General features: G+C 45.7%; 18 protein-coding genes and 1 other RNA gene. 6 read left to right on the forward strand and 13 right to left on the reverse strand.

Going from position 1 to position 17,788, the window contains the following annotated elements; translation table 11 throughout:
• Window positions 1-13 precede the first annotated feature (13 nt).
• From mraY to rsmI, 8 genes are all read right to left on the reverse strand, one after another.
• Window positions 14-1,096: a phospho-N-acetylmuramoyl-pentapeptide-transferase gene (gene mraY / locus FKQ60_RS10960; protein WP_004395952.1), complete on the reverse strand. Its 1,083-nt coding sequence runs from the start codon at window positions 1,094-1,096 to the stop codon at window positions 14-16.
• The gene (gene murF, locus FKQ60_RS10965) at window positions 1,093-2,454 is read right to left on the reverse strand and encodes a UDP-N-acetylmuramoyl-tripeptide--D-alanyl-D-alanine ligase (RefSeq protein ID WP_158137843.1); all 1,362 of its coding nucleotides are present in this window, start codon (window positions 2,452-2,454) and stop codon (window positions 1,093-1,095) included. Before murF ends, mraY begins: the two co-directional genes overlap by 4 nt.
• Entirely contained in the window at window positions 2,451-3,938 is a 1,488-nt protein-coding gene (murE, locus tag FKQ60_RS10970; RefSeq protein WP_170904556.1) for a UDP-N-acetylmuramoyl-L-alanyl-D-glutamate--2,6-diaminopimelate ligase, read from the reverse strand. Before murE ends, murF begins: the two co-directional genes overlap by 4 nt.
• Before the next feature lie 36 nt (window positions 3,939-3,974).
• Window positions 3,975-5,708: a penicillin-binding transpeptidase domain-containing protein gene (locus tag FKQ60_RS10975; RefSeq protein ID WP_154169115.1), complete on the reverse strand. Its 1,734-nt coding sequence runs from the start codon at window positions 5,706-5,708 to the stop codon at window positions 3,975-3,977.
• Window positions 5,705-6,022: a cell division protein FtsL gene (gene ftsL, locus FKQ60_RS10980; protein WP_154169117.1), complete on the reverse strand. Its 318-nt coding sequence runs from the start codon at window positions 6,020-6,022 to the stop codon at window positions 5,705-5,707. The genes FKQ60_RS10975 and ftsL overlap by 4 nt, the downstream gene beginning before the upstream one ends.
• A gap of 9 nt (window positions 6,023-6,031) precedes the next feature.
• Window positions 6,032-6,982 (reverse strand): 16S rRNA (cytosine(1402)-N(4))-methyltransferase RsmH, encoded by a 951-nt coding sequence (rsmH, locus tag FKQ60_RS10985; protein WP_004395957.1) that lies wholly within the window; start codon window positions 6,980-6,982, stop codon window positions 6,032-6,034.
• Between the two features lie 185 nt (window positions 6,983-7,167).
• Window positions 7,168-7,561, reverse strand: an RNA gene (gene rnpB, locus FKQ60_RS10990) — RNase P RNA component class A.
• A gap of 90 nt (window positions 7,562-7,651) precedes the next feature.
• Complete coding sequence (gene rsmI, locus FKQ60_RS10995; protein ID WP_004395959.1) at window positions 7,652-8,515, reverse strand: 16S rRNA (cytidine(1402)-2'-O)-methyltransferase; 864 nt, start codon at window positions 8,513-8,515, stop codon at window positions 7,652-7,654.
• A 69-nt stretch (window positions 8,516-8,584) separates the two neighbouring features.
• On the opposite strand from rsmI, the gene FKQ60_RS11000 reads away from it, so the two are divergent.
• From FKQ60_RS11000 to FKQ60_RS11015, 4 genes are read left to right on the forward strand one after another with little or no spacing between them, the layout of a single operon-like run.
• Complete coding sequence (locus tag FKQ60_RS11000; RefSeq protein WP_170906532.1) at window positions 8,585-10,390, forward strand: penicillin-binding protein activator; 1,806 nt, start codon at window positions 8,585-8,587, stop codon at window positions 10,388-10,390.
• A complete protein-coding gene (locus FKQ60_RS11005; protein ID WP_170906511.1) occupies window positions 10,377-10,745 on the forward strand; it encodes a YraN family protein in 369 nt (122 codons plus the stop codon). Before FKQ60_RS11000 ends, FKQ60_RS11005 begins: the two co-directional genes overlap by 14 nt.
• A gap of 7 nt (window positions 10,746-10,752) precedes the next feature.
• Complete coding sequence (locus tag FKQ60_RS11010; protein WP_004395962.1) at window positions 10,753-11,343, forward strand: phosphoheptose isomerase; 591 nt, start codon at window positions 10,753-10,755, stop codon at window positions 11,341-11,343.
• Window positions 11,344-11,346: 3 nt separating this feature from the next.
• On the forward strand, window positions 11,347-11,928 hold the full coding sequence (locus tag FKQ60_RS11015) for a BON domain-containing protein (protein WP_170906512.1): 582 nt from the start codon (window positions 11,347-11,349) through the stop codon (window positions 11,926-11,928).
• 70 nt (window positions 11,929-11,998) lie between these two features.
• Here FKQ60_RS11015 and sspB read toward each other — a convergent pair whose 3' ends face one another.
• The 5 genes from sspB to zapE all read right to left on the reverse strand — a co-directional run bounded on the left by sspB (window position 11,999) and on the right by zapE (window position 15,617).
• Window positions 11,999-12,454 carry a ClpXP protease specificity-enhancing factor gene (sspB, locus tag FKQ60_RS11020; RefSeq protein WP_170906513.1) on the reverse strand — a complete coding sequence of 152 codons (456 nt, stop codon included), beginning with the start codon at window positions 12,452-12,454 and terminating at the stop codon, window positions 11,999-12,001.
• 10 nt (window positions 12,455-12,464) lie between these two features.
• Window positions 12,465-13,100 (reverse strand): stringent starvation protein SspA, encoded by a 636-nt coding sequence (sspA, locus tag FKQ60_RS11025; RefSeq protein WP_004395965.1) that lies wholly within the window; start codon window positions 13,098-13,100, stop codon window positions 12,465-12,467.
• A gap of 244 nt (window positions 13,101-13,344) precedes the next feature.
• The gene (rpsI, locus tag FKQ60_RS11030; protein WP_004395968.1) at window positions 13,345-13,737 is read right to left on the reverse strand and encodes a 30S ribosomal protein S9; all 393 of its coding nucleotides are present in this window, start codon (window positions 13,735-13,737) and stop codon (window positions 13,345-13,347) included.
• A gap of 15 nt (window positions 13,738-13,752) precedes the next feature.
• A complete protein-coding gene (gene rplM, locus FKQ60_RS11035; RefSeq protein WP_004395969.1) occupies window positions 13,753-14,181 on the reverse strand; it encodes a 50S ribosomal protein L13 in 429 nt (142 codons plus the stop codon).
• A 332-nt stretch (window positions 14,182-14,513) separates the two neighbouring features.
• A complete protein-coding gene (zapE, locus tag FKQ60_RS11040; RefSeq protein WP_170906514.1) occupies window positions 14,514-15,617 on the reverse strand; it encodes a cell division protein ZapE in 1,104 nt (367 codons plus the stop codon).
• Between the two features lie 151 nt (window positions 15,618-15,768).
• Here zapE and zapG point away from each other — a divergent pair, with 151 nt between their 5' ends.
• Entirely contained in the window at window positions 15,769-16,209 is a 441-nt protein-coding gene (gene zapG, locus FKQ60_RS11045) for a Z-ring associated protein ZapG (RefSeq protein WP_072668889.1), read from the forward strand.
• 180 nt (window positions 16,210-16,389) lie between these two features.
• A complete protein-coding gene (locus FKQ60_RS11050; protein WP_170906515.1) occupies window positions 16,390-17,757 on the forward strand; it encodes a DegQ family serine endoprotease in 1,368 nt (455 codons plus the stop codon).
• Window positions 17,758-17,788 lie beyond the last annotated feature (31 nt).

Consider the following 17,788-nt stretch of genomic DNA (forward strand, 5'->3'; position numbering starts at 1 on the left):
TTGCCTCTACGGATTAGCGTACTTTTAAGGTCGCTAGACCAATCAAAACTAGCACAATAGAAATAATCCAAAAACGCACAATCACTCGCGGCTCTGGCCAGCCTTTCAATTCATAGTGATGGTGAATGGGTGCCATTCTAAAAATACGCTGACCACGCAATTTATAGGAACCGACCTGCAAGATAACCGAGATGGTTTCCATCACAAATACCCCGCCCATGATCACCAATAACAGCTCTTGTCTGACCAAAACTGCGATAATACCGAGGGCCCCACCCAAAGCTAATGAGCCGACATCGCCCATAAAAACTTGCGCTGGATAAGTGTTAAACCATAAAAAGCCAAGGCCTGCGCCAACAATGGCGGTACAAACGACAACCAGCTCTGAGGTATAAGGAATATGGGGGATATGCAAATAATTGGCAAAATTGACATTACCGGTTGCCCAAGCAATGACCGCAAAAGCAGCAGCGACTAAGATGGTCGGCATAATCGCTAATCCATCTAATCCATCCGTTAAATTTACCGCGTTACTGGTACCGACAATCACAAAGTAAGTTAATACGATATACAGTAAGCCAAGCTGTGGCATCACATCTTTGAAGAAAGGCACAACTAACTGAGTGGCTGCGGTATCGTGACCATGGGCATAAAGAGCAAAAGCGACCACGAGAGCAATAACCGATTGCCAAAAATACTTCCAACGCGCAATCAAACCATCGCTATTTTTACGTACCACCTTACGATAATCATCAATAAAGCCAATGACTCCAAAACCTAACAGTACCGCCAATACGGCCCAGACATAAGGATTACTTAAATTGGCCCACAGTAACACCGTGATACTGATCGAGGCTAGAATCATCACACCGCCCATGGTTGGCGTACCACGTTTGCTAAAATGCGACTCAGGACCATCATTACGAACCACTTGACCAATTTGCAGCACCTGAAGACGCTTAATTAATCTTGGTCCCATCCAAAGAGATAAACTCAATGCGGTCAAAATACTTACAATGGCCCGAAAGGATAAATATTCAAACAAACGAAAGAATGAAAAATAGGGCTGGAGTAACTCCGCAAGCCAAATAATCATGAGAATTTCTCCTTAAGTGCAGCAACAATCTTACTCATACCTGAACTGTTCGCTCCTTTCACTAACAACACATGAGATTGAGAGGCGCGAACTTCGAGTTGCTGCTCAATAAACGTCAGCATGTCTTGATGCGTTGAGAAGTGCTGTCCCTGACACTGTTGGCTGATCACTCGCGCATCCTCTCCATACGTCAAAACATAGTCAAATTGGAATGGGGCAGCATGTTCACCGACTTGTTGGTGAAGTGCAAGACTTTCTGTACCTAATTCCGCCATATTACCTAAAATTAACCAACGGCAACCGGAGAAAGAGGCCAGCAGTTCAATCGCCGCTTTCATGGCCGGAACGCTTGCGTTATAGCTGTCGTCAATCAGGCGAATCATCGGTGTTAACAGGCTAACGTCAACTCGCCCCTTCACAGCAGATAACTGGGCAAGTCCAACGGCTACCTCTTGTATACTCGCGCCCATCTCCATCGCTAATGCGCTAGCAGCTAGCGCATTACTAACATTATGTTGACCTATAATGCCTAATGTTACGGGCTGTTCACCTTGCGGAGTATGCAAGGTGAAACTGGCTTCTCCCGCTTGATTTAACGCTATTTGCGAGGCAAAAAAGTCAGCGTTCTGCTGGTTAACGGAAAAGGTTTTGACTTGTTTATCGGCCAGTACCTTACTCCATAGCTCACCGCCATGGCTATCCAAGTTAACCAGTGCTGTTTTCCCTGGAGCGAGACCTTGATAAATCTCTCCTTTGGCTTGTTTCACGCCATCAATCGAGCCAAAACCTTCCAAATGAGCTGCAGCAACATTATTAACTAACGCGACATCTGGCTTAACCAACTGGGTCGTATAGGCAATTTCACCAATATGATTGGCACCCAATTCAATCACTGCAAAATCATCTTCTCGGCTCGAACGAAGTAAGGTGAGTGGCACACCGATATCATTGTTAAAATTACCGGCGGTATACAACACCTGACCTTTAGCACTTAAAATACTAGCGACCATCTCTTTGACTGTGGTTTTTCCACAGCTTCCAGTAATCGCGATGGTTGGCGTTTGGCACTGTTGATGAACCCAACACCCCAGTTGACCTAACGCTTGTTTGGTATTGCTGACGACAATTTGCGCAACGTCCACCGCGAGAGCACGCTCAACCAGCAATGCTTTAGCGCCCGCATCTATCGCTTGCTGCGCAAACTGATGAGCATCAAAACGTTCACCGACTAAAGCGATGAAAAGCCCTTCAGGCTCAATCCGACGCGTGTCGGTTGAAACAGACGAAATAATGCTATCCGCGCCCAGTAATTGACCTTGTACTACGTGGCTGATCGTCGATAATTGAGTGCTGATCATACGGTTAACCCTAAAAGTTGTTGAGCTGACTCTCTGTCAGAATAATGAACGGTTTGATCGGCCAGTACTTGGTAATCCTCATGCCCTTTGCCCGCTAACAAAATAATATCATCGGCATTGGCATGAGTCAGAGCATACTGCAGGGCCTGATAACGATTATGCTCAATGTGCGCTTGAGCATGGCTTAATCCTGCGAGCATATCCTGTACGATAGCGTGCGCAGACTCACTCCGCGGATTATCGTCAGTAAAAATGATTTCATCGGCAAATTGTTCGGCGATCGCGGCCATCATTGGCCGCTTACCGGTATCACGATCACCACCACAACCAAAAATAACCCACAGTTGCCCCAAACAATGAACACGCAAAGCGCAAAGCGCTTTCTCTAACGCATCAGGCGTATGTGCATAATCGACAACCACTTTCGCTTTGCCCGGTGCGCTAAATAGCTCCATCCGTCCTAAGACAGGCGTTAACTGCGGCGCAGTATCCAGCAAAGCTGGCTTGCTAAACCCTAAACTTAATAACGTGGCCAACGAAAGTAGCAGATTACTGGCATTAAACTCACCGATTAAAGGGGCGTGTAAGTGGCCTACTCCCCAACTGCCATCAAAGGCTAAGTGAATACCTTGCTCGGAATAGCTGACCGACGTCGCCCATAAGCAACGTTCTGTCTCCGGCTGTTGATACAATGATACCCCAACTAGCCCGGGCCATTGATGAGTCGCCCATTGTGCACCGACCGGATCATCAACATTCAAGATCGCTTGCTGACAATCATGTTCAGTAAATAATGATTGCTTCGCGTTGGCGTACTCTTGCATCGTACCGTGGTAATCAAGATGGTCGCGACTTAGGTTTGAAAAAACCCCTGCGATAAAGGGGAGAGCTTTGACTCTTCCTTGAACCAAACCATGAGAAGAGACTTCCATGGCGGTATACTCGGCCCCTTGCTCCGCCAGTTGACGTAACGTAGCCTGTACTTCCAATGCATTGCCAGTGGTATTGAGCGCTGGCTGTAATTGATTTAAAAAACCATTGCCTGTCGTGCCCATCACGGCGGCACGCTCTCCCATCAATTCGAGCCATTGAGTGATTAATTGACTGATGGTCGTCTTACCATTGGTTCCGGTTACGGCGATCACTCGGTTAGTATGATCGGCATAGAAACGACCCGCTAATGCCGATAAATGCTCATCCAACGACGCTAAATAGATGATCGGTTTGCTATCGATATCGCTCACCGTACCATGAGGATGCTTTTCATCGGCTTGGGCTAATACGAGATTAGCGCCACGAGCCAACGCATCGGCGATGAACTGTCGCCCATCAACAGCATGTCCGGCAACCGCCACAAACGTATCGCCTGGTTGTATTTTCCGACTATCGAGCTGCAAGTGCTGAATGGTTAACGAATTGAGTTGCGGATCATCAATCTTCATCCATGGTGCAAGCAATGTGGGTAAACCTTGAGTTATCTTCATGTCGATTTCATTTTTTCATTTTGATTTGAATAAACATTAGCGTTGAAAACGATTCTCATCAGGTGCGACATTTAAGATTTGTAACGCCCCTTTGATTATTTCAGCAAACACTGGACCAGCAACAGCGCCACCATAGTAAGTATCCCCTTGCGGCTCATTAACCATGACCACTAGAGCAATACGAGGGTTACTGACCGGAGCGACCCCAGCGGTGTAAGCGAAATACTCGTCACTGTATCCTCCAGCGACGGCTTTACGTGATGTCCCCGATTTAGCGGCAATCCGATATCCCGGAACGGCAGAACGAACCGCGGTTCCTCCCGGTTGAGTGACGGTTTCAAGCATCTCTAATACTTGTCTGGCGTATTTTTCGTCTACGACTCGCTGAGATAAGTCTTGACGATTACTATCAATCAGATAAATCGGCTGATAGACACCAAGATTGCCTAATGTCGCATAGGCATGCGCCAATTGGATCGGCGTCACCGATAAACCATAACCATAAGCTAATGTGGCAATTTCAAAAGGAGACCAGCGGCGGCGATTAGGGAAAATACCACTGCTTTCTCCGACAAGATTGAGCCCAGAAACCTCACCAAGCCCAACCGCACGATACATATCTAAGGTATCTTCTAAAGGCATATCCAACGCCAGTTTAGCCACACCGATATTACTCGACTTTTGTAAAATCACCTGCAAACTGGCTTTTCCAACCCGAGAAACATCTCGCACTCGGCTCCCACCGACTTGCATGATGCCATTACCCGTATCGATAATGGTATTTTCATCGGCCGTTCCATTCGCTAACGCTGCAAGGACGACAAACGGTTTAACGGTTGACCCTGGCTCAAACGCATCAGTAATCACTCGATTGCGCATTTGAAAACTTTGCCAATCGCTACGATTATTCGGGTTATAAGAGGGTGCATTCACCATCGCTAGCACCGCTCCGGTTTTTACATCAAGCATCACCGCGGAAGCGGAAGTGGCACGATAATCGGCCATTGCTTGTTTTACCGCACGAAACGCAATAGCTTGCAAACGCTGATCAATGGTCAATTGCAGGGGTTTACCTTCTTCCCGCTGTTCGAGGGCAATATTTTCAACCACGCGACCATAACGATCTCTGCGGATAATGCTCTTGCCTGCCTCACCGGTCAGCCATTTATCATAGCTACGTTCAACCCCTTCCAAACCATGACCATCAATCCCGGTCACGCCGATCAGATGTGCACTGACTTCTCCTGCCGGATAGTAACGACGTGATTCTGATTTGAGGCCAACCCCAACCAGTTTAAGCTCGCGAATGTACTTAGCCATTGCCGGACTGACTTGGCGCTGCAAGTAAACAAAACGTCGCGTGCTGTTATCTTGAATTTTTTGCAGCATGGCTTGCCTATCTAGGCCCAACACATCGGCTAATGCGTGCCAACGTTCAAGTTCGTTAAAGCCACCCTCTCTAAAAATCACTAACGGATCCGCCCAGACCGCTTCGACCGGTACGCTCACCGCGAGCGCCTCACCATTTCGATCAGAAATAATCCCACGTGCTGAATGTAAGGTCAGCGCACGAATCGAGCGTAAATCACCTTGTCGGATCAAATTGTCCGGTTCAATCACTTGAATAAATGCGAGCCGAGCAATCAATAAACCAAATATCAGCACCACAAACGAGAGTAATAAATATAAACGCCAGTGGATCAAAACTGGCGGAGTTGACTTGGTCGGTGAGCTAGCGGCTAGCGCTTTTTTGGTCGGCTGTTTACTCATTTAAGCTTAATCACTACTTCTTTATCAGCATCTGGACGCTTCATCTCTAATTCACGGCTGGCGACATCTTGCACTCGACTATGCTCAGACAGCGCTGTCTCTTCTAAAATCAAATTACGCCACTCATTATCCAGATAGTCACGTTGCTGCATGGCCTCATTTTTTTCGGCAATCGCTTGACGAGTATGATGAGTGGTAAATACCACGCCCATCGCAGTGGCAAAAATCATTAATAACAAACACAGAGGCCATCGACCGACGGTAAACAGGTCAATCACAATTAACTTGGCAAGGTTTGGCTTAGAGACAGACATAGTGAATGATTACAACTTTTCTGCAATCCGTAGCACTGAGCTACGAGAACGCGGATTAAGCGCCACTTCGTGATCGCTTGGCTTAATCGCTTTACCGATCGCTTTTAACTTCGCACTACCTAAGGCTTTAATTTGATCTTGCGTGAGTGGTAAACCATGTGGGACATCGGGCCCTTTACTCTCTTTGCGGATAAAGCGCTTAACCATACGATCTTCTAATGAATGGAAACTGATCACCGATAAACGTCCTTGCGGCGCTAAAATCGAAGCGGCTCCTTGCAAAGCAATATCAATTTCTTCTAATTCACTGTTAATGTAAATACGGAAAGCTTGAAAAGTCCGGGTCGCGGGGTGTTTTTTTTCTTTAAAACTTTTTGGTGCCGCTTCCGAAATTAACTTCGCTAACTGACTGGTTCGAGTCAGTGGCTCGTTGTCTGGATTGTCACGATGAGCAACGATCGCTTTAGCTATCCGTCTTGCATGCTTATCTTCGCCAAATTCACGAATCACCCAAGTAATATCATCCAATTCTGCGGTTAATAGCCATTGCGCGACCGAAACTCCTGAATTGGGGTCCATTCGCATATCCAACGGACCATCTTTCATAAAACTGAATCCGCGTTCAGCATCATCGAGTTGTGGTGATGACACCCCTAAATCAAATAACACGCCATCAACCTGACCCTGCAGGTTATAACGCTGTGCGTATTCTGCAATACCAGAAAAAGGGCCATGAATAATCGTAAACCGTGGATCATCAATTTTACTCGCCTCAGCGATGGCCTGAGGATCACGATCAATACTGTATAAGCGCCCTTCTGGACCTAATTGAGCTAATATAGTGCGGCTATGACCACCGCGGCCAAAAGTCCCATCGATATAAATACCATCCGGTTTGATCGCTAACCCATCGATGGATTCATGAAGCAGTACAGATACGTGTTGGAAAGATTCAGTCATAATATTCTCGTTTCGCTGAACAAAGCGCGATTGATGCTTAGTTAGTGTACCGTTTTCACACTCGACCGCTACCCATAAGCATAGACAGGACGTGACATTGCGCTAAGTTTAATGGTTTTGCTATCAGCTAAGTCAATAAAAAGCAAAAAACCCATCATAACCGCGAAGCTATGATGGGCCTGAAAAGGTGGAGTCGACATATAAGCCGGGTTCTGTTCCGCTTGCGCGGCGGTAGCCATTCCTCTAGGCCAGCAATCGCTCACTGGCTCAAGCAACCTACCCGCCTCCTAACGCGAGCAACGTTATGTGGAAGCCTATTTGGTCTTGCTCCGGGTGGAGTTTACCTTGCTACGAACTGTTGCCAGACGCACGGTGCGCTCTTACCGCACCCTTTCACCCTTACCTGATCCCCAAAGGGCCATCGGCGGTCTTCTCTCTGTTGCACTTGTCGTAGGCTTGCGCCCCCCAGGCATTACCTGGCACCCTGCTCTATGGAGCCCGGACTTTCCTCCCCCTTATCAGTCTCCCTAACACAAGGTTAAGGGACGTCAATAAGGCAGCGGCTACCCAGTCAACTCCGGTCACGGATTCTATAGATAAGCGTAGAGGCTGTCTAGCAACAATCTCTAACCCGTCTATAATTCGACGCAACCGCTCAAAAAGCCAGCATTAACTTAAGTTTTCAAGGCCCCATTTGTACAAGGCATTTTTCTTGACGTTATAGATTTCAGCCGCCAAGGCCGCCGCTTTCTTTAAGGGTAACTCTTTACTTAAAATAGCTAAGCTTCTTAATGCCTCTTCCGGTAACGCTTGATTCGATGTTTCCCTCACACCATGAATCAATAGAACCATCTCTCCGCGTTTGCGGTTTTCATCTTGATTAATCCATTCAATTAACTCACCAAGTGGTAACCCTTGGATGGTTTCAAAGGTTTTGGTCAGTTCACGAGCCAAAACCACCTGGCGATCCGGACCTAAAATTTCCAGCATGTCCTGCAACGATTCGTTGATTCGATGCGGTGATTCATAAAAAATACACGTTCGCTCAACTTTGGCTATTTCTAAAAATTTATCTTTACGCCCTTTGCTTTTCGCCGGTAAAAAACCTTCAAAACTAAACCGATCTGAAGGTAAACCAGAAGCACTCAGTGCCGTAATAACCGCACAAGCACCAGGAAGAGGGACAACTTTAACACCCGCTTGACGACATTGATTGACTAAATGGTAACCTGGATCACTGATCAGCGGTGTGCCCGCATCTGAAACGAGCGCTATCGACTGACCCGATAATAATTTATCAACTAATGCTTGAGCTTTGTGCTGTTCATTGTGATCATGCAAAGCGAACGTTTTAGTTTGGATATTGAAGTGAGCAAGCAGTTTACCTGTGTGGCGTGTATCTTCAGCGGCGATAACATCGACCTGAGCAAGCACATCAAGGGCACGTTGGGTGATATCACCTAGATTGCCAATTGGCGTCGGGACAATATAGAGGGTTGCTCCCTCTGCGGACACGGTTTTGTTATCTGTCATTTGTTTACCATCACTTCAACGATTAATATAGAGACAATTTTACACGGAATAATGAAAGAACCCATGGCTATGAAAAACCATCAGAGATGCAGTGTAACACGCTTACTCACTCCCGTTGCATTGGCAATCATGCTAGCGGCTTGTTCAACCACACCGTCAGTACCAACGTCTGTACAGATCACCGATAAACCACAGCTATCGGCACAAACCTATTTAATGCGTGCAGATAGCAGCCAAGGCAGCTTACAAAATGATTGGCTCATTATGGCACTCAAAGCCGCCGTGGCTGAAAATGACCGTCCACAGGCAGAATTATTGATTCGCCGTCTCTCGAAACAAACCTTGAGTGACGCTCAACAAGCAGAGTGGCAACTCGCTCGCGCTCAGTTATCTTTTAATCAACAGCAATATCAAGCGGTCTTATCACGGCTCAGTTTCCCTACGGATTGGCGGTTAGACCCGCGACAATGGCAGAAGTACTATCAGCTGAGAGCGGACAGTTTGCTAGAGCTGGATCGTGCTTTTGACGCGAATCGCGAACTCGTTGGGTTGTATGAACATTCGACCTCTCAACAGCAATCGATCATCGCGCAACAAATTTGGCAGAATTTTGATGAGTACTCTAGCTCAGCCATTACAACGCTAACCACTGCATCAGACGAAGAGATTCTCGATGGTTGGCTACAACTGGCTATCTATGTCAAAACGCTCGGTAGCGATTTACCGCAATTGAAAAACACCTTAGAACAATGGTTGAAAGAGAACGCTTCACACCCTGCGGCTCGTTATACCCCTCAAACGATCAGTGATATTTTAGCGTTAGATCTCGTTAAACCGACTCACACCGCCTTACTACTGCCACTCAGTGGTCGTTTTGCTAAGCAAGCAGAGCTGATTCGTGACGGTTTTATCATGGCAATGATGAACGATCCTCAGCGCGATCCTAACGCCACACTCACCATTTTGGACACCAACACTGAAAGCTTGGAAAGTGTCGATGCTACTTTGGCAGAAAAACAGGTCGATTTTGTTGTAGGTCCACTGGTTAAGAGCGATATCGAAAAGTTACAAACTTTTCAGAAAAAACGCGGCCAAGCGATCCCAACCTTAGCGCTGAATATTCCGGACAAGATTGAGCCATCCAGTACAACTTGCTATCTCACTCTCTCTCCTGAGCAAGAGGTCGCGCAAGCGGCGAAATATTTGTTCAGTCAAGGCTATCGATACCCATTAATTTTAGCGCCACAAGGTAGCTACGGTGATCGCGTGGTAGAGGCCTTCAATCAAGAATGGCGTCAATACAGTACCAATAAAGTTGCGGTGAACTTATTTGGTGACAAACGACAGTTACAACGCAATATCAACAACGTTTTCGGTCTTCAAGCAAGCCAACAGAATATTGCCCAAATGAACTCATTATTGGGTATCAGCTTAGAGAGCCAGCCTCGTAGCCGACGCGACATTGATGCGGTATACATTACAGCGGGTATTGCCGATCTCACGTTGATCAAACCTTTTATTGAAGTCGCTATTAATCCAGATACCCGTCCGCCTAAGCTGTTTTCTAATTCAAATAGCAATAGCGGAGGCCGCCAATTTGAAGATCTTTCTGGGATCACCTATAGCGACATTCCGCTATTGATTGAACCTAACAACCCGATTGCCACTCAAGCGGCTGAACTTTGGCCGCGAACGTCCAATGCTGATCGTCGTTTGCAAGCGCTCGGAATGGATGCCTATCAACTGATGTTGGAACTCCCACAAATGAAAGCCGTCAAAGGATATACAATTTCTGGCCAAACGGGTGTGCTTGGTATTGATCAAAACTGTATAGTACAGCGTGAAATTAGCTGGGCAGAGCATGGGGCTCTTTAGTCGCCGAAGTACAGGACAGCATTATGAACAAGTGGCGGCAGATTACCTCAGCCGCCACGCACTACGCTTACTAGAAAAAAACTTTACCACTCGCGTTGGCGAAATTGATCTGGTGATGCGCGATGGCTCTTGCTTAGTCTTTGTTGAAGTAAAATATCGTAAAAATCAATCTTACGGCCATGCCGCCGAGATGGTCACTTCACATAAAAAAACGCGCTTGATCAAAGCTGCGAATTGGTGGATGCTCAAGCACGGACTCAGTGTCGATAATACCGACTTTCGTTTCGATGTCGTGGCCATTCATGACAACGGTCAACACATTGAGTGGATAAAAAACGCAATAACCCAAGGATAATCAATCAATGCTCGATAGCATTAAAGATAGCTTTACTGAAAGTATTCAAATTCAAATCGCCGCCGCCGAGGCCTTGCCAGATGCGATTATGCATGCAGCGCAAGCGATGGTCGTCACGCTACTGAATGGGCAGAAAATCCTCTGCTGTGGTAATGGTGGATCGGCCGCTAATGCTCAGCAGTTTGTCTCTTGTTTACTGAATCGTTTTGAAACTGAGCGCCCCAGCTTACCCGCGATGGCACTCACAGCCGACAATACGACATTGACCGCTGTCGCCAATGACTACCATTACCAAGAGATTTTCTCTAAACAAGTCCGAGCATTTGGTCAAGCGGGTGATGTACTGCTAGCCATATCTACCAGTGGTAATAGTAAAAACATCATCAAAGCGATGGAGGCCGCGGTTACGCGCGATATGACCATTATTGCTTTAACGGGTAAAGATGGTGGAGAAATGGCAGGGTTGCTTGGGGAGAATGATGTCGAGATTCGCATTCCTTCCCATCGCACCGCCCGTATTCACGAAGTGCACATGGTCACTTTACACTGTTTATGTGACTTAATTGACCAAGTGTTGTTTCCAGCTCACGAAGAGTAACCCATGAAAAACGCCCGGTTCAACTTATTCGCTCTACTTGCCCTACTGTTTATCTTACCGCTCTCTGGCTGTGCTGGTTTTTTAGTCGCAGGTGCGGCAGCAACGGTTAATATTGCGACAGATCCTCGTTCAACGACTGAACAATGGCAAGATAAAAACCTTGAATTAGAAATCACAGGGTTAAGTAATAAACCGCCTTTTCGTAGTCAAATGCGTATCACGGCCAGCTCATTTCGAGGTACGGTCGTCTTGATTGGTCAATCGCAAACCAATGAATTACTTGAGCAATTTATTGGCCAAATCGAGCAACTTAAAGGGGTGAACCACTTACACAATCAAGTCAAAATACAAACGCCGTTAACCGTCGGTCAAGTGAGCAATGACAGTTGGATCACCACTAAAGTCAAATCAGCCTTGTTGGCTAAGTCAGAGCTGCGCGGCGTGAAAGTCTCAGTAATCACTGAAAATAGAGAAGTGTTTTTACTCGGTTACGTCACTCAAGAGCATGCAGAAATAGCGACTGATGTTGCACGTCATGTATCAGGGGTTAAGCAAGTCATCAAAGCGTTTGAATACGCAGATTAACACTTAATTAATCAAGCCATCGTATCAATAAAAAAAGCAGCGTCATCGCTGCTTTTTTTATTATAGAGGATTATTTGACCACTCGAAGGCTTGGTCTACCTTGAGGTTTTGATGGCTCAGTATCGGTAGGTTGTTCATCAGCACCACTGTCTTGAGCAGCAATAGCACTCTCAGTCACCTGCGTCAGCGTTTGCTGATAAGCCGGCTCTGGTTCAAACATGGTACCGGCCCCATTCTCACGAGCATAAATGGCTTGCACCGCATAGAGAGGGACAATCACTAAGTGAGGACGTCCGCCAAAGCGAGCACTGAACGTGACCTCATCATCACCTAACTCTAAATTACCCACTGCACGAGGAGCGACATTGAGGATGATTTGTCCATCTTGGACGAACTCCATCGGTACTCGTACCCCTTGCAGAGTCGCATCAACCACAAGGTGTGGTGTTAATTCATTGTCTAACAACCAATCATAAAACGCACGCAGCATGAAAGGTCGACGAGGTGTCATTTTTTCAATATCCATAACACACCGATTAACGCGACAGACGCATCTCACGCTCAGCTTCTGTCAAAGAGGCTAAGAATGAATCACGCTCAAATACACGATTCATGTAGACTTTTAATTCTTTAGAACCTGGGCCAATTAATTCAATACCTAAGACTGGTAAACGCCATAGTAATGGCGCGAGATAGCAGTCAATTAAGCTGAACTCTTCGCTCATGAAGTATTCGTATTCGGCAAATACTGGCGCGAGCGTTAATAAGTCGTTACGCAGTTTATTACGAGCCGCTTCCGCTTCGCTAGCATTACCACGAATCACTTTATCCGCTAATGAATACCAGTTTCTTTCGATACGATAGATCATTAAACGACTATTACCACGAGCGACCGGATAAACTGGCATCAAAGGTGGATGAGGAAAACGCTCATCTAGGTATTCCATAATGATTTTTGAATCGTACAGCGCAAGCTCACGATCAATCAGCGTTGGGACCGACTTATAGGGATTCAGTTCGATAAGTTCAGCAGGCAGATTATCTTCATCAACCAGTTCAACTTCAACACTGACACCTTTTTCAGCCAGCACAATACGTACCTGATGGCTATACATATCAGACGCACTCGAAAATAGAGTCATCACAGAACGTTTATTGGCAGCGACAGCCATGGAGCCCTCCAGCACACACTTACAAGTATAAAAACAATGGAGGCTTAGCCTCCATTGATGATTCGAATAATCAAAAATTAGCATGGCATAATAGCATATTTCGTGCTCATCACGCTAATGTTCTTTCTTAAGCGTAATAACACCCGCCATGCAACCCGTTATTACCGATACAAAAAAGCCCAGCAAATGCTGAGCTTTTTGAACCACAATCCAGCCGAAGCTGAAGGATAATCTTTGAAAAAGATTAACGCTTAGAGAATTGAGGTTTACGACGTGCTTTACGTAGACCAACTTTCTTACGCTCAACGCAACGAGCGTCGCGAGTAACGTAGCCAGCCGCACGTAGTGCAGGACGTAGTGATTCATCGTACTCCATAAGAGCGCGAGTGATACCGTGACGGATAGCACCAGCTTGACCAGAAATACCACCACCTTTAACAGTGATGTATAGGTCAAATTTCTCTGTCATTTCAACAAGCTCAAGTGGTTGCTTAACCACCATGCGCGAAGTTGGACGACCGAAGTATTCATCAAGACTGCGCTTGTTGATTACGATGTTGCCGCTGCCTGGTTTAATAAAAACACGTGCAGCTGAGCTTTTGCGACGGCCAGTGCCGTAGTATTGATTCTCTGCCATTTCCGAAATCCCCAATTAGATGTCTAGTACTTTTGGTTGTTGAGCAGCATGGTTGTGCTCAGCGCCAGCGTAAACTTTCAGCTTACGGTACATAGCACGGCCTAGAGGACCACGTGGAAGCATACCTTTAACCGCTAGTTCAAGAACCATTTCTGGCTTACGATCGATCAGCTTTTCAAAGCTGATTGATTTCAGGCCGCCAGGGAACTCAGTGTGACGGTGGTAGATTTTACCTTTAGCCTTGTTACCAGTTACAGTAACTTTCTCCGCGTTTACAACGATGATGTAATCACCAGTGTCAACGTGTGGAGTATATTCAGCTTTATGTTTGCCACGTAGGCGAGATGCAATTTCACTTGCAAGACGGCCAAGAGTTTTACCTTCAGCGTCTACAACGTACCAGTCGCGTTTTACAGTTTCTGGTTTAGCAACGAAAGTTTTCATGCTAACAATAACCCGTTAATTAAAATTTACACTTAAAGGAGCATTTGCTCCCACTGTCTAAGAGCCCAGACATCACCCCTTCGAGTGGATGGCACTCTGGCCTAAAAGGCCGCAGTAACGGTGGGTTGCAGGATTATAGAGAAGAGAGCGGAAAAAATCACCTTTTTTTGCTTAAAATCACAAAAAACTCTGCCAATCACTATCTCGCTTCGAAAATCAGTCAATAAACAACAAATAGCATTACATAAAGTGAATTAATGAAGGTTCATCCGCATCGAGAATAGTCACCATCAATTTCAATCAACATAGTCGCGCAGCGTTTTGGGCTCTTTTTAAGGTAAATGTGCTTTCGCCAAATACTCATGGCTTTGCATTTCAATCAATCTTGACTGACAGCGTTTAAACTCAAAACTTAACCGATCTCCAACATAGAGCTCTTCTAACTTCACCTGCGCCGAAATAATCAGTTTGACATGACGCTCATAAAACTCATCCACTAAAGCAATAAATCGACGAGCAGCATCCTCAGTGAGTGGCCCCATCTGAATTACCTCAGCCAGTAAGACGGTATGATAAACACGAGACAGTTCAATATAGTCATTTTGACTACGAGCCGTTTGGCACAATTGAGCAAACGTCGCATACAATACGCCATCACTGGCTTTGACCACTGTTAATTGGCGATGATTGATGGCAATTTGCGTCTGGAACTCTTTATCACTACTCACCAACTGAGCGTAATACTTGTCTAAATTATGCTGCGCTTGTTCATCTAATGGCGAATGATAAATTTCGGCTTGCTGTAGCGTTCGCAAGCGATAATCCACACCACTATCAACATTCAAAATGTGGCAATGCTGCTCAATCAGTGCAATAGCGGGTAAGAAACGAGCCCGCTGCAAACCATTACGATAGAGCTCTGCTGGCGGAATATTCGAGGTTGCAACCAAAACCACACCGCGAGCGAATAGTCCTTGCAATAAAGTGGCTAAGATCATCGCATCGGTAATGTCCGAGACAAAAAATTCATCAAAGCAGATCACGACGGCTTCTTGGCTAAATTTTTCAGCGACCGATTCAAGAGGATCGCTGATTTCGCCCAATTGCTTTAATTCATCATGCACACGATACATAAAACGATGAAAATGAACGCGCATTTTCTTTTCGGTCGGTAAGGCATCAAAGAAAGTATCCATAAGATAGGTTTTCCCTCGCCCAACACCACCCCAAAAATAGAGCCCTTGAGGCACGGTCATCGTCGGTGATGTAATACCCAACCATTTTTTCCAAAGCTGAGGTCGAACCACCGGTTGATTAATAAAATCACATAACTGATGATAGAGCAGATCCAGCGCGTCGACGGCGAGAGCTTGCGCGGCATCGTATTGAAAACCTGAGCGTTTTAAATCTTGTTCGTATCGCTGTTTCGGTGTCATGATGGTTTACTGTGTCTCTAGAGAATAAAAACTGCCTTCAGGCGTACATGCATTTTGCTTTATCGAATTTCGCTCTCATAGTAACATGTCACTACAGCATGTGTAACTAACCCGTAAAAAACATGTTAAATAACAACAATAAGGAGTCGTTATGCCTTGGATTTATGCCGTAGTAGGCCTAATAGTAGGGATGGTTGTCGGAGTCGTTATTGCACGTTTGACTGCTGACAACTACAAAAACCAAAAGTCATTGCAAAAAGAGCTGGATAACGCAAAATTTGCTATGGATCAACAGCGCCAAGAATTGGCCGATCATTTTGCTCAAACGGCAGAAATGCTCGATGCACTTGGTAAAGACTATACCAAGCTCTATCAACATATGGCAAAAACTGCGACAGACCTGCAACCTAACCTACCAGAACAAGATAATCCGTTTATAAAAAAAATGGCTCAACATAAAGACAATGAGCCAAAACAAGAACTCGTTGAACAACCGCCTAAAGATTATGCTCAAGGAGCAACTGGGTTATTAAAAAATGAACCAAAAACGATCCTACGTTCATCCGATGTGATTCACAGTAAAGTCAATTAACCGTTTTGCTGCCAAACCGATTCATCAGGAGAATTCGCTTAGTATTGAAGATTAAATTCGCAACACAATGATGAACTTTGTAAAGGTTTTTAAGTCATAACTTTCACTCAGCCTATTGAAGTTTTTTTGTTCAAGACAAATATTACTTTCATGAGGCATTCATTTATGAGGATTGTTACGATGAAAAAACCTTTGCTTGTTTTAACGGCTCTCTCTTTAAGCTTAAGTTCCCTCATCACACCAGTGCAGGTTAGTGCAGCTTTGCCCATCGCCGTTCAAGGGCAAACATTACCTAGCCTTGCCCCTATGTTAGAAGCAGTGACGCCCGCCGTAGTCAGTATCGCAGTAGAAGGCACCCAAGTTGCCCGCCAGCGAATTCCAGATCAATTTCGTTTCTTTTTTGGGCCGAATTTTCCCACCGAACAATTTCAAGAGCGCCCTTTTCGAGGACTCGGTTCTGGGGTAATTATTAACGCCAGTAAAGGGTATATTGTTACCAACTATCACGTAATTAACGATGCAGAAAAAATTCGCGTCAAGTTGTATGACGGTAGAGAATTTAACGCAGAATTGGTTGGCGGTGATCAGATGTCTGATATTGCCCTGCTCAAAATCAACAACACCACGAACCTTACTGAGATGGCCATCGCCGATTCCGATCAATTGCGCGTCGGTGACTTTGCGGTCGCGATTGGTAATCCATTTGGTTTGGGACAAACCGTCACCTCAGGCATCATTTCTGCCCTCGGTCGCAGCGGCTTAAATTTAGAAAATTTTGAAAACTTTATCCAGACTGATGCCGCGATCAACAGTGGTAACTCTGGTGGAGCATTAGTCAATCTCAATGGCGAACTGATTGGTATTAATACCGCAATTTTAGGCCCTAATGGGGGTAATGTGGGCATTGGTTTTGCCATTCCATCAAATATGATGAAAAACCTCACCGATCAAATCATTGAGTTTGGAGAAGTCAAACGCGGCATGCTTGGTGTTCAAGGGGGAGAAATCTCTTCTGAACTGGCGGAAGCTTTAGGCTATACCTCAAGTAAAGGAGCATTTGTTAGTCAAGTCGTCGCTGACAGTGCTGCTGATAAAGCCGGAATTAAAGCGGGTGATATTATCGTTTCACTCAATGGTCGAAGAATCGATACCTTCTCTGAACTGCGAGCCAATGTCGCCACACTGGGACCGGGTAAAAAAGTGAAGCTAGGTGTGGTTCGTGATGGTAAAGACAAAACCTTCACCGTGACCTTAGAAGAGCAAGTGGTTAATAAAACCAAAGCGGATAATCTGCATCAAGGATTGACCGGTGCAGAGCTGTCCAACACAACCGCAAGTGATAGTATTCAAGGGGTTAAAATCACTCAGGTAGAAAAAGGCTCGACCGCTGAAGCTTATCAACTACAACAAGATGACATCATCATTGGGGTTAACCGTAAGCGAGTCAGAAATATCGCCGAGTTCAGAGCAGTATTAGAGCAATCACCAGCGATACTGGCGCTGAATATACAGCGCGGTGATAGAACACTCTATCTTGTTATACGTTAATCACTCAACAACGAGCATCTATCTTTCAAAG

Origin of the sequence: Vibrio sp. A11 (assembly GCF_013048705.1) — a bacterium.
Taxonomy (GTDB): Bacteria; Pseudomonadota; Gammaproteobacteria; order Enterobacterales; family Vibrionaceae; genus Vibrio; species Vibrio metschnikovii.

Excerpts from the sequence above, each read along its gene's own strand:
- mraY (WP_004395952.1), bottom strand. The coding sequence starts at position 1,096 with ATGATTATTTGGCTTGCGGAGTTACTCCAGCCCTATTTTTCATTCTTT.
- zapE (WP_170906514.1), bottom strand. The coding sequence starts at position 15,617 with ATGACACCGAAACAGCGATACGAACAAGATTTAAAACGCTCAGGTTTT.
- zapG (WP_072668889.1), top strand. The coding sequence starts at position 15,769 with ATGCCTTGGATTTATGCCGTAGTAGGCCTAATAGTAGGGATGGTTGTC.
- ftsL (WP_154169117.1), bottom strand. The coding sequence starts at position 6,022 with ATGTCTGTCTCTAAGCCAAACCTTGCCAAGTTAATTGTGATTGACCTG.
- rplM (WP_004395969.1), bottom strand. The coding sequence starts at position 14,181 with ATGAAAACTTTCGTTGCTAAACCAGAAACTGTAAAACGCGACTGGTAC.
- FKQ60_RS11050 (WP_170906515.1), top strand. The coding sequence starts at position 16,390 with ATGAAAAAACCTTTGCTTGTTTTAACGGCTCTCTCTTTAAGCTTAAGT.
- FKQ60_RS11010 (WP_004395962.1), top strand. The coding sequence starts at position 10,753 with ATGCTCGATAGCATTAAAGATAGCTTTACTGAAAGTATTCAAATTCAA.
- FKQ60_RS11000 (WP_170906532.1), top strand. The coding sequence starts at position 8,585 with ATGAAAAACCATCAGAGATGCAGTGTAACACGCTTACTCACTCCCGTT.
- murE (WP_170904556.1), bottom strand. The coding sequence starts at position 3,938 with ATGAAGATAACTCAAGGTTTACCCACATTGCTTGCACCATGGATGAAG.
- rsmH (WP_004395957.1), bottom strand. The coding sequence starts at position 6,982 with ATGACTGAATCTTTCCAACACGTATCTGTACTGCTTCATGAATCCATC.
- FKQ60_RS11015 (WP_170906512.1), top strand. The coding sequence starts at position 11,347 with ATGAAAAACGCCCGGTTCAACTTATTCGCTCTACTTGCCCTACTGTTT.
- rpsI (WP_004395968.1), bottom strand. The coding sequence starts at position 13,737 with ATGGCAGAGAATCAATACTACGGCACTGGCCGTCGCAAAAGCTCAGCT.
- rsmI (WP_004395959.1), bottom strand. The coding sequence starts at position 8,515 with ATGACAGATAACAAAACCGTGTCCGCAGAGGGAGCAACCCTCTATATT.
- sspB (WP_170906513.1), bottom strand. The coding sequence starts at position 12,454 with ATGGATATTGAAAAAATGACACCTCGTCGACCTTTCATGCTGCGTGCG.
- sspA (WP_004395965.1), bottom strand. The coding sequence starts at position 13,100 with ATGGCTGTCGCTGCCAATAAACGTTCTGTGATGACTCTATTTTCGAGT.
- FKQ60_RS11005 (WP_170906511.1), top strand. The coding sequence starts at position 10,377 with ATGGGGCTCTTTAGTCGCCGAAGTACAGGACAGCATTATGAACAAGTG.
- FKQ60_RS10975 (WP_154169115.1), bottom strand. The coding sequence starts at position 5,708 with ATGAGTAAACAGCCGACCAAAAAAGCGCTAGCCGCTAGCTCACCGACC.
- murF (WP_158137843.1), bottom strand. The coding sequence starts at position 2,454 with ATGATCAGCACTCAATTATCGACGATCAGCCACGTAGTACAAGGTCAA.